Annotated in this window: 7 protein-coding genes; 3 read left to right on the plus strand and 4 right to left on the minus strand. The window is 62.0% G+C overall.

Annotated elements, in window-relative coordinates; all coding sequences use genetic code 11:
* Together PSCI_RS23415 and PSCI_RS23420 are read left to right on the plus strand one after the other, a co-directional pair.
* Nucleotides 1-3,192 carry an efflux RND transporter permease subunit gene (locus PSCI_RS23415; protein WP_045491627.1) on the plus strand — a complete coding sequence of 1,064 codons (3,192 nt, stop codon included), beginning with the start codon at nt 1-3 and terminating at the stop codon, nt 3,190-3,192.
* On the plus strand, nt 3,192-4,589 hold the full coding sequence (locus PSCI_RS23420; RefSeq protein WP_045491629.1) for an efflux transporter outer membrane subunit: 1,398 nt from the start codon (nt 3,192-3,194) through the stop codon (nt 4,587-4,589). Before PSCI_RS23415 ends, PSCI_RS23420 begins: the two co-directional genes overlap by 1 nt.
* A gap of 344 nt (nt 4,590-4,933) precedes the next feature.
* Here the strand turns inward: PSCI_RS23420 and PSCI_RS23425 are convergent, their stop codons facing one another.
* Nucleotides 4,934-5,542: a S1 family peptidase gene (locus PSCI_RS23425; protein WP_231906484.1), complete on the minus strand. Its 609-nt coding sequence runs from the start codon at nt 5,540-5,542 to the stop codon at nt 4,934-4,936.
* Between the two features lie 640 nt (nt 5,543-6,182).
* Here PSCI_RS23425 and PSCI_RS23430 point away from each other — a divergent pair.
* Entirely contained in the window at nt 6,183-6,881 is a 699-nt protein-coding gene (locus PSCI_RS23430) for a helix-turn-helix transcriptional regulator (RefSeq protein WP_045491634.1), read from the plus strand.
* Here PSCI_RS23430 and PSCI_RS29280 read toward each other — a convergent pair.
* The 3 genes from PSCI_RS29280 to macA are packed head-to-tail and all read right to left on the minus strand — an operon-like array spanning nt 6,875 to nt 10,225.
* Nucleotides 6,875-7,129 carry a hypothetical protein gene (locus tag PSCI_RS29280; RefSeq protein WP_144403315.1) on the minus strand — a complete coding sequence of 85 codons (255 nt, stop codon included), beginning with the start codon at nt 7,127-7,129 and terminating at the stop codon, nt 6,875-6,877. The genes PSCI_RS23430 and PSCI_RS29280 overlap by 7 nt on opposite strands.
* Nucleotides 7,110-9,077, minus strand: a complete 1,968-nt coding sequence (locus PSCI_RS23435) for a MacB family efflux pump subunit (protein ID WP_045491636.1) — start codon at nt 9,075-9,077, stop codon at nt 7,110-7,112. Before PSCI_RS23435 ends, PSCI_RS29280 begins: the two co-directional genes overlap by 20 nt.
* A 2-nt stretch (nt 9,078-9,079) precedes the next feature.
* The gene (gene macA, locus PSCI_RS23440; protein ID WP_045491638.1) at nt 9,080-10,225 is read right to left on the minus strand and encodes a macrolide transporter subunit MacA; all 1,146 of its coding nucleotides are present in this window, start codon (nt 10,223-10,225) and stop codon (nt 9,080-9,082) included.
* Nucleotides 10,226-10,635: the final 410 nt, after the last annotated feature.

Below are 10,635 nucleotides of genomic sequence, written 5' to 3' on the forward strand. Positions count from 1 at the left end.
ATGAACTTCTCGACATTCTTTATATCCCGGCCGATCTTCGCCGCCGTGTTATCGCTGCTGATCCTGATCGCCGGTTCCATCTCGCTGTTCCAGTTACCGATCAGCGAATACCCGGAAGTGGTACCGCCCACCGTGGTGGTGCGCGCCAACTTCCCCGGTGCCAACCCCAAAGTGATCGGCGAAACCGTGGCCTCGCCACTGGAGCAAGCCATCACCGGCGTGGAAAACATGCTCTACATGTCGTCCCAGGCCACCGCCGACGGCAAGCTGACCCTGACCATCACCTTCGCGCTGGGCACCGACCTGGACAACGCCCAGGTGCAGGTGCAAAACCGCGTGACCCGCACCGAGCCCAAGCTGCCCGAGGAAGTGACGCGCATCGGGATCACGGTGGACAAGGCCTCGCCCGACCTGACCATGGTCGTGCACTTGACCTCGCCGGATGACCGCTACGACATGCTCTACCTGTCGAACTACGCGGTGCTCAACATCAAGGACGAGCTGGCGCGCCTCAATGGCGTGGGCGATGTGCAGTTGTTCGGTATGGGTGACTACTCGCTGCGGGTCTGGCTGGACCCGAACAAGACCGCTTCGCGCAACCTGACCGCCACTGACGTGGTCAACGCGATCCGTGAACAGAACCGCCAGGTCGCCGCCGGCCAGTTGGGCGCGCCACCGTCGCCGAATGCCACCAGCTTCCAGATGTCGATCAACACCCAAGGCCGCCTGGTCAGCGAGGAAGAGTTCGAGAACATCGTTATCCGCTCTGGTGCCAACGGTGAAATCACTCGCCTCAAGGATGTGGCGCGCATCGAGCTGGGTTCGAGTCAGTACGCGCTGCGCTCACTGCTCAACAACAAACCTGCTGTCGCCTTGCCGATCATGCAGCGCCCCGGCTCCAACGCCATCGACATTTCCAACCAGGTCCGGGCCCGCATGGCCGAACTGAAGAAGGAATTCCCGCAGGGCATGGACTACGAGATCGTCTATGACCCGACCATCTTCGTCCGCGGCTCCATCGAGGCGGTGATCCACACCCTGTTTGAAGCGCTGATTCTGGTGGTGCTGGTGGTGATCCTGTTCCTGCAGACCTGGCGCGCTTCGATCATCCCGCTGGCGGCCGTGCCGGTGTCGCTGATCGGCACCTTTGCGGTCATGCACATGTTCGGCTTCTCGTTCAACGCCCTGTCGCTGTTCGGCCTGGTGCTGGCGATCGGGATCGTGGTCGACGACGCCATCGTGGTGGTAGAGAACGTCGAACGTAACATCGAGCTGGGCCTGGAACCGGTGGCTGCCACCCACAAAGCCATGGGCGAAGTGACCGGGCCGATCATCGCCACGGCGCTGGTACTGTGCGCGGTGTTCGTGCCGGCGGCGTTCATTTCCGGGCTGACCGGCCAGTTCTACAAACAGTTCGCCCTGACCATCGCGATTTCCACAGTAATCTCGGCATTCAACTCGCTGACCCTGTCGCCGGCCCTGGCGGCGGTACTGCTCAAAGGTCACAACGCACCGAAAGACCGCTTCTCGCGCCTGCTTGATCGTCTGCTGGGCGGCTGGCTGTTCAAGCCGTTCAACCGAGTGTTCGAAAAAGCCAGCCATGGCTACGTGGGCACTGTGGCGCGGGTGATCCGGCGCAGCGGCATTGCCATGGTCGTGTATGCCGGGCTCATGGCCCTGACCTGGCTGGGCTTCTCGACCACCCCGACCGGCTTCGTGCCCAGCCAGGACAAGCAATACCTGGTGGCCTTCGCGCAACTGCCGGACGCAGCGAGCCTGGACCGCACCGAAGAGGTGATCAAACGCATGTCCGATATGGCCCTCAAGCAACCTGGGGTGGCCAATGCCGTGGCCTTCCCCGGCCTGTCGATCAACGGCTTCACCAACAGCCCGAACAGCGGCATCGTATTCGTGACCCTGAAGCCCTTTGATGAACGCAAGGACCCGAGCCAATCGGCCAACGCCATTGCCGGTGCGCTGAACGGCCAGTTTGCCTCGATCCAGGAAGCCTACATGGCGATCTTCCCGCCACCACCGGTGATGGGCCTGGGCACCATTGGCGGCTTCCGCCTGCAGATTCAGGACCGTGGCAACCTCGGCTATGACGAGCTGTACAAAGAAACCCAGAACGTCATCGCCAAGAGTCGCAGCGTGCCGGAACTGGCCGGGCTGTTCACCAGCTACACGGTGAACGTGCCGCAGGTCGATGCCGCCATCGACCGTGAGAAAGCCAAGACCCACGGCGTGGCGATCAGCGATATCTTCGACACCCTGCAGGTTTATCTGGGCTCGCTGTATGCCAACGACTTCAACCGGTTCGGCCGTACCTATCAGGTCAACGTCCAGGCTGAACAGCAGTTCCGTCAGGATGCCGAGCAGATCGGTCAGCTCAAGGTCCGCAATAACCTGGGCGAGATGATCCCGCTGGCGACCTTCGTCAAGGTCAGCGACACCGCAGGTCCCGACCGGGTGATGCACTACAACGGCTTTATCACCGCTGAAATCAACGGCGCGGCCGCCCCCGGCTACAGCTCCGGCCAGGCCGAAGCGGCGATGAACAAGCTGCTGCGCGCAGAACTGCCCAACGGCATGACCTACGAGTGGACCGACCTGACCTATCAGCAGATCCTGGCCGGCAACACCGCGCTGTTCGTGTTCCCGCTGTGCGTGCTGCTGGCGTTCCTGGTACTGGCGGCACAATACGAGAGCTGGAGCCTGCCGCTGGCGGTGATCCTGATCGTACCGATGACCCTGCTGTCGGCGATTGCCGGGGTGATCATTGCAGGGAGTGACAACAACATCTTCACCCAGATCGGCTTGATCGTACTGGTCGGCCTGGCGTGCAAGAACGCAATCCTGATCGTCGAGTTCGCCAAGGACAAACAGGAAGAAGGCCTCAGCCCGCTGGACGCGGTACTGGAAGCCTGCCGCCTGCGGCTGCGGCCGATCCTGATGACCTCCTTCGCGTTCATCATGGGCGTGGTGCCGCTGGTGCTGTCCAGCGGCGCCGGTGCCGAAATGCGTCATGCCATGGGCGTGGCGGTGTTCTCCGGGATGCTCGGGGTGACCTTCTTCGGCCTGTTGCTGACCCCGGTGTTCTACGTGCTGATCCGTAACTTCGTCGAGCGTCGCGAGGCCCGCAAGGCGGCCCGCATCGCCCAACAACCGACTCACTCCGTGGAGGCGCATTGATGAGTGCCCTGAAACTCTTCGCCCCTTCCTTGCTGGTGCTGGCGCTGGCGGCCTGCGCCGTCGGCCCGGACTACAAGGCCCCGACCACAGCTGACGCCAGCGCCCAGGCCGCTGGCGCCCAGGCGGCCTATGACCGCAGCCGCAGCGCCGCCAACTGGTGGCAGCAGTTCGACGATGCGACCCTGAACAAACTGGTCGAGCAGTCTCTGGCCGGCAACCGTGACCTGCGGGTGGCGTTCGCGCGCCTCAAGGCCGCCCGGGCGATCCGCGATGACGTCAGCAACGACGCCATGCCGGTGATCACCAGCCGCGCCAGCAGCCAGATCGGCAAGGGCCAGGTCCCCGGCCAGACCGAAGACCGGGTTAACAGCGAACGCTACGATCTGGGCCTGGACATGGCTTGGGAAGTCGACCTGTTCGGTCGCATCCAGCGCCAACTGCAAGCCAGCGATGCCGACCAGCAGGCGGCCGAAGCCGAGCTGTACCAGTTGCAAGTGACCCTGATCGCTGATGTGGTCGATGCCTATGGCCGCCTGCGCGGTGCCCAGCTGCGTGAAGCCATTGCCCGCGACAACCTGAAAAACCAGCAGGACTCGCGCAACGTCACCACCCAACTGCGTGACGCCGGGGTGGGAAATGAACTGGACGTGGTGCGCGCCGATGCACGCCTGGCCGCAGTCGAGGCCAGCGTGCCGCAACTGCAGGCCGAACAGGTGCGCCAGCGCAACCGCATCGCGACCCTGCTGGGCGAACGCCCCGATGCACTGAGTGTCGATCTGAGCCCGGCCGGGCTGCCAGCGATCAGTAAAACCCTGGCCGTCGGTGATCCGACCCAGGTGTTGCGCCAGCGGCCTGACGTCTGGGCCGCCGAACGGCAACTGGCGGCGTCCACCGCACGCATTGGTGTGGCCACCGCCGACCTGTTCCCACGGGTAAGCCTCAGCGGTTTCCTGGGGTTTACCGCCGGGCGCGGTTCGCAGATCGGTTCTCAGGCGGCCAAAGCCTGGAGCCTGGGCCCGAGCATCACCTGGGCGGCCTTCGACCTGGGCAGCGTCCGTGCCCGGATTCGCGGTGCCGACGCCGACGCCGAAGGCGCGCTGGCCAGCTACGAGCAGCAGGTATTGCTAGCCCTTGAAGAGTCGCAGAATGCGTTCAGCGATTACGACAAACGCCAACAGCGCCTGCTCGCCCTGCTGCGCCAGAGCAACGCGAGCCGCGAGGCGGCCCGTCTGGCCTCGGTGCAATACCGCGAAGGCACGGCGGATTTTCTGGTCCTGCTCGACGCCGAGCGTGAGCGCCTGGCTGCCGAAGACGCCCAGGCTCAAGCGCAGATCGAGTTGTATGAAGGCATCGTCGCCATCTACAAAGCCCTGGGCGGCGGCTGGCAACGGGCCTGATGGCCCGGCTTCTTGTTTTTGCTGCTCGAACCGAGATAGTACTGACACCGCCGAACGCGACTTGGGTGCAGGCCGAGGGTAGGCGTCGATTCGGGGGAGAAACCGACATGGATGTCGGTTTCAGGTGCGCTGGGCAGGACGCCCATCGCGCCGGCCCCCGAATCGGCGCCGGACGGAGGGAAGTCTGCCCGCAGGGCAGACCCAAACCAGGAGCAAGCGGTTTTCCCCTATTTTGCCAAGCACAAAATAGGGTCGCCCGTCGGGGCGAAACCCGCAGTTCAGACAACCGCGGCAACGATCCTTACATTGGACCCAGCCATTGGCACGAAAAGCCACACGGTGGCTTACCGCGCCGCCGTCAAACCCACCGGCGCCGGCACCGCTCTGGCCTTGGCCTGCAACTGGGTCTGAAAGCGCTGCCATTCGCGGTTGATTTCCGAGTACGGCATGAAAATGCTGACCTGGGCTTGCGCCGGCAAGTCGGCGCGTTTGAGCGCCTGCAGGTCGTCGCCTTCCAGATAGGCCACGCTGATGCCCACCGCCTGACCATCGGCGGCAAACACCGGTCCGCCCGACATCCCCTTGACGGTAGGGCCATTGTGGGTGGCGTACATCACTCCCCCATCATTGGCATCCAGACGCACCATGGCACTGAGCGCATGGCCCTGCCCCTGAGTCGGAAGATACATCGAGTTGAAACCCACCGCGGTGACTTGCTCACCCGGTTTGTACTGGCGCCATACCGGCGCCTGTTCAGCCTTGTGGCGGAAAAACTGCACATCGCCACGGCCCTGGAATACCGCGCCCGGTAAATACGGCAAGTGTTTTACCGTAACGGCATAGTCATCGTTCCACTGCACTGCGGTACCGAGCATCAATAATGACAACGGCCCGCCAGCATGGACGAGAAATGCCTGTTCTTGAATGGGATCCTTGGTTAACGCGGTGGACATTCCATTGCAACCACCCAGCAGCATGCATGCTGCCAATAGAGGCTTGCAGGAAATCATTTTGACTCACGGCAGGAGATGAAGACGGCGCAAATATGTCACTGTGCTACCATCAAATCAATATGCCATCACGCGCCGCTGGTCGGCTGTGTCAATTGCCGTCTGGCCTCATCAGGCAAACCGCCGGGGCCACTGGTAACACGCTCTGGCGGGTGCGTGGAAGCTTACAAAAAATGACTGAAAAGGCGACAAACGGTAAGCCGGACACTGTGCCCGGACGTCATCCGGGGCTTTCCTGGAGTACCAGATTCACCAACATAAATCGGTAATGCACTTTGCTGTAAGGTGTAATAACCCCAACTAAACATGGAAAATTACAGCCCCCCACTGAAACTAGCGAAGACCAAAAACGCTATGCTTAGAACCTTTAAATGAGTAATACCGGCACAGAAACGGTTATGCTGTTGTTCCGCGCCTTGAGCACTTACCCCCCTGTTAGAAGGACCTGCCTATGTATCCTCTGCCCGAGAAGTCTCTGGCCATGCATGACGTCGTGCCCCGTCCCGCCTGTTCCCAATCTACGCGCATGGGTCAGGCTGATCGCGCGCACTAATCACGACACTTGTAACTCAGGGATGAAACGATGAATTCACGTGCGCTGTTCCCTCACCTCGGCAAGGTCATTGCCAGTACCGGCAGCCGGCATTTTCCGCGCATGCTGCATGATCTGATCCACAGTCATCTGGCCATCGATGCCACGCACATTCGCCGCCTGCCACTGGACCCGGTGCAACAGGCCAGCTCCCCCGATGAAATCGACTTCTGCGCTTCGGCCCATGCCGAGCAGACGCCAACCGCGTCGCACACAGAGGCCGCGCAACTGCATCTGAGCCGCCACAAGGACGGTTTCCGCTACGAAATTTCCTTGTACCGCAGCCGCGAGCCGCAGGGCTTTTCGGCCCAGGAGCGCACGCTGCTGCAGGATATCTCGCCGCTGTTGCTGCCCATGGTCGAAAAACACATCAGCGCCGTGCAACCGGCCGATACTCAAGCGCCAGTCGATGACAGCAGTGAACCGCAAACGCTGCGCCTGCGCTTCATCGAACGCCTGCAGCAAAGCGGCCTGAAACTGTCGGCCCGCGAGATGGAAGTCTGTGTCGGCCTGCTGGCCGGGCGCACCGCACCGGAGCTGGCTGTTCAGCTGGACCTGAAAGTCAATACCATCGAAAGCTATCTCAAACGCGCCTCGATCAAACTGGGCATCAGTGGCCGGCATTCACTCAAACGCTGGATGTACTCGGCAGACGACACACCGCTCGCTGGCGAGCGGTACGTTCAATAACGCTGCCGCCTCTGCGCCGCGCTCTCGCGCAGCAAACACGGACCCCGTAGGACCGGCCGGGCGGCGATCCGCTTTAGCCGGGAAGCCTTCGCTGCTGAAGCAGCTCCTACGGAATAACCATTAAAAATCAATGGTTTGTAATGTTGTTTGATGAGAGCCGCTTTAGCGGCGAAGCTTTCGCGGCCAAAGCGGATCGCCGCCTGGCCGCTTCTGCCAAACAGCATTCGATCAATCCCGCGCCAGCGCATCAATCGGATCCAGGCGCGCCGCGTTGCGCGCCGGGACGAAGCCGAACACCACACCAATCAGGGTCGAACAGGCCACTGCGGTGATGATTGCCCCGCCCGAAAACACCATCTCCCACTCCTTGATGAACACCGTAAACAGATGCCCGAGCCCGTAGGACAGCGAGATACCAATCGCCCCGCCCAACAGGCAGACCATCACCGCTTCGACCAGAAACTGCTGGCGGATGTCTGACTGACGCGCGCCGACTGCCATCCGAATGCCGATTTCCCGGGTCCGCTCGGTCACCGACACCAGCATGATGTTCATCACCCCGATACCGCCGACCAGCAACGAGATCACCGCAATCAGCGACAACAGCAGCGCCAGGGAGCGGCTGGTCTTCTCCACGGTCTGCATGATGCTGTCGAGGTTATTGGTAAAGAAATCCTTGGTGCCGTGGCGCTGCTGCAGCAACTCGGTGACTTTCTCTTCGACCAGCTTGCTTGGCTGACCATCGCGGATGCGCACGCTGATGCTGTCCAGGTGGCGCTGGCCCAGCAGCCGGCCGGCGGCGGTCTGGTAAGGCACCCAGACGTTCAGGGCCTTGCTGGCGGCGAACATGTTCTTGTTGTCGGCGGTGACGCCGATCACCGTCACCGGCAAGTTGTCGATCAGGATCACCTGGCCCAAGGGGTCGATCGTGTTGCCGAACAACCGCTGGCGCGCGTTGTGATCGATCACAACCACCTGGGCCTGACGCCGGGCGTCGCTTTCACTGAAGGTGATGCCCGCCTCCATCTTGATCCCGCGCACCTGGAAATAACTGTCGCTGACCCCGTTGACCTGGGCATCGAGGTCGATATTGCGATAGCGCAGCAGCAGGTTGCGGTTGACCACCGGCGTTGCGCTGTCCACGTAATACAACTGCCCCAGCGCCTGCACGTCCGAAAGCTGCAAGGTCTCGATGGCCGCCGCCCGGCTGTCGCCAAAGCTGGCGCCGGGGTACACATCAATGGTGTTGCTGCCGATCGCCTGGATGTCCTTGAGCACGTAGCGCTTGGCACCTTCGCCGATGGCCGAGATCGACACCACCGAGGTGATGCCGATAACGATGCCGAGCATGGTCAGCAAGGTCCGCATGCGATGCGAGATCAGCGCCACCCAGGCCATGCGGAACGCTTCCTTGAACAAACCGACGCTGGCCACCATGCGCCGTGCAACCCCCGCCGCTGGCTGCTCCGTCGCCGGTTTGTCATGCGCCGAAAGCTGAGCATCGTTGCGCCGGTCGCTGATGATCACCCCGTCGCTGACCTCAATGATCCGCTCGGCATTGGCGGCCACCTTGGGGTCGTGGGTCACCAGAATGACCGTGTGCCCGGCAGCATGCAGCTCCTGGAGGATCGTCATGACCTCCTTGCCGCTGGTGGTGTCCAGTGCGCCAGTGGGTTCGTCCGCCAGGATCACCTCCCCGCCGTTGACCAGCGCCCGGGCGATACTCACCCGCTGCTGCTGGCCGCCGGACAGCTGGCTGGGGCGATGATGCACATGGCCGCTCAGGCCCAGTCGTTCGAGCAACCGCCGGGCCCGGCTGTGCCGTTCTTCGGGCGCGGTGCCGGCATATATCGCTGGCATTTCGACGTTGTGCATCGCGCTCAGGTGCGGCAACAGGTGATAGCGCTGGAAGATGAAACCGAAGTAGTCACGGCGCAATTCGGCCAGTGCCTGATCATCGAGCTCACGGGTTTCCTGGCCATTGATCCGGTAGCTGCCGGCGCTGGGTTGGTCCAGGCAACCGAGGATGTTCATCAGCGTCGATTTACCCGACCCCGAGGCACCGATGATGGCGACCATTTCGCCAGCATGGATGCTCAGGTCGATGCCCTTGAGGGCAATGAACTCACGGTCGCCGGCCATGAAGCTGCGGGTGATGCCTTTGAGGTGCAGCAAAGGTTGCTTGCCGTGCGCCATGCTCAGGTGTCCTTGTTGGCGTTGATCGGGTCGCCAATGACCACCCGATCGCCTTCAGCCAGGCCGGATTTGATCTCGACCCTGACGTTATTATTGATGCCGGTCTGGACGCTGCGGCTCTGGGCCAGGCCTTTGCCGTCCAGCACCCGCACGTTGTAGCTGCCATCGGCGCTGCGCGCTCCGAGGGCGGCCACCGGCACGTTGAGTACCGCCTTGGCGGTGTCGAGCACGATATGCACCTGGGCAGTCATGGCGATGCGCAGGCGGTGGCCGGGGTTGGGCACGTCGAACAGGGCGTTGTAGAACACCGCGACGTTCTGTTTGGCGCTCTCGCTGTCGGCCTTCTGGAAGTCCTGCGGGGCCGGTTCGATACCGCGCAAGGTGGCGTAGTAGCGTTTGTCTTCACCAAGAATGGTGAAGTACACCTGCTGGCCGGGGCTGATGTGGATGACGTCGGCCTCGGAGACCTGAGCCTTGACGGTCATGGTGTCGAGGTCAGCAAGTTTGAGCAGGACCGGTGCCAGTTGGTTGGCAATGACGGTCTGGCCTTCCTGGGTGACGATCGCGACAACATCGCCGTCGATGGGCGCGTTGATGCGGGTGTAAGCCAGGTTGATTTTGGCCGTATCGATCTGGATCCGCGCATCTTTGATCTGGGCCTTGAGCGATTGCAGGTTGGCCTGCTGCACTTCGTGGTCGGATTCGGCGTTCTCGAATTCCTGGCGAGAGATGGACGAGCCGCTTTCAAGAATGGTGTAGCGTTCAAAAATGCGTCGGGTTTTCTTCAGTTGCGCTTCGGTCGCGCGCAGTTGGGCCTGGAGGTTTTCTTCGGCAATCTGCGCTTGTTGCAGGGTATTGCGCAGGATCTGTGGGTCGATTTCAGCGAGCCACTGGCCTTTCTGGACTTTGTCGCCGAGTTTGACCTTGAGGGACTTGAGCTGGCCGGAGACCTGGGCACCGACGTCAACCTGTTTGATGCCTTCAAGGGTGCCGCTGGCCAGCACAGCGTTTTCGATGTCGCTGCGTTCGACCGGGGCACTGAGGTATTGAGGGGCGTCGGCAGGTGCTTGTATGGCGTACAGAGCCAGGCCAGCCGCTACGGCAAGGGCCAGGCCAAGCGCGGTTTTGCGCAATGTTGAAGTTTGCATAGATCACTACCGTTCCAGGCTTTGCATGGGTGTTGCTGGGGTGTTGTGGGTTTGTTTGCTGATTGCTGATTGGTGGTCTTGCGGTCTTGTGATTGATCCGAAATACCGGTGCCTGAACCTCGGGTTCCGCCCCGACGGGCGGGTTACTTTGTTGCGGCAAAGTAACCAAACCGCTTGCTCCGGGTTTGGCCCCTTCGGGGTTCCCTCGCGCAGGCGCCATTCCAGGGGGGCGCCGCAATGGGCCATCCATGGCCCGGTGCGGCTAAACCGGCATCCATGCCGGTTTTCCCCCTTCCATGACACCTGCACTCGGCCAGCACCAACGTCGCGTTCGGCGGCGTCTGTGAGATCCCGGTTCGAAGAGCAAGAGCTGGCGTCAACACTGTCCGAATAAACACCGCGAACCCGGT

The sequence above is a fragment of the Pseudomonas sp. StFLB209 genome (genome assembly GCF_000829415.1).
GTDB lineage: Bacteria > Pseudomonadota > Gammaproteobacteria > Pseudomonadales > Pseudomonadaceae > Aquipseudomonas.

Bases quoted from the DNA above. Each gene is read 5' to 3' on its own strand.
- PSCI_RS23415 (WP_045491627.1), top strand. From the start codon at position 1: ATGAACTTCTCGACATTCTTTATATCCCGGCCGATCTTCGCCGCCGTG.
- PSCI_RS23420 (WP_045491629.1), top strand. From the start codon at position 3,192: ATGAGTGCCCTGAAACTCTTCGCCCCTTCCTTGCTGGTGCTGGCGCTG.
- PSCI_RS23425 (WP_231906484.1), bottom strand. From the start codon at position 5,542: ATGTCCACCGCGTTAACCAAGGATCCCATTCAAGAACAGGCATTTCTC.
- PSCI_RS23430 (WP_045491634.1), top strand. From the start codon at position 6,183: ATGAATTCACGTGCGCTGTTCCCTCACCTCGGCAAGGTCATTGCCAGT.
- PSCI_RS29280 (WP_144403315.1), bottom strand. From the start codon at position 7,129: ATGCGCTGGCGCGGGATTGATCGAATGCTGTTTGGCAGAAGCGGCCAG.
- PSCI_RS23435 (WP_045491636.1), bottom strand. From the start codon at position 9,077: ATGGCGCACGGCAAGCAACCTTTGCTGCACCTCAAAGGCATCACCCGC.
- macA (WP_045491638.1), bottom strand. From the start codon at position 10,225: ATGCAAACTTCAACATTGCGCAAAACCGCGCTTGGCCTGGCCCTTGCC.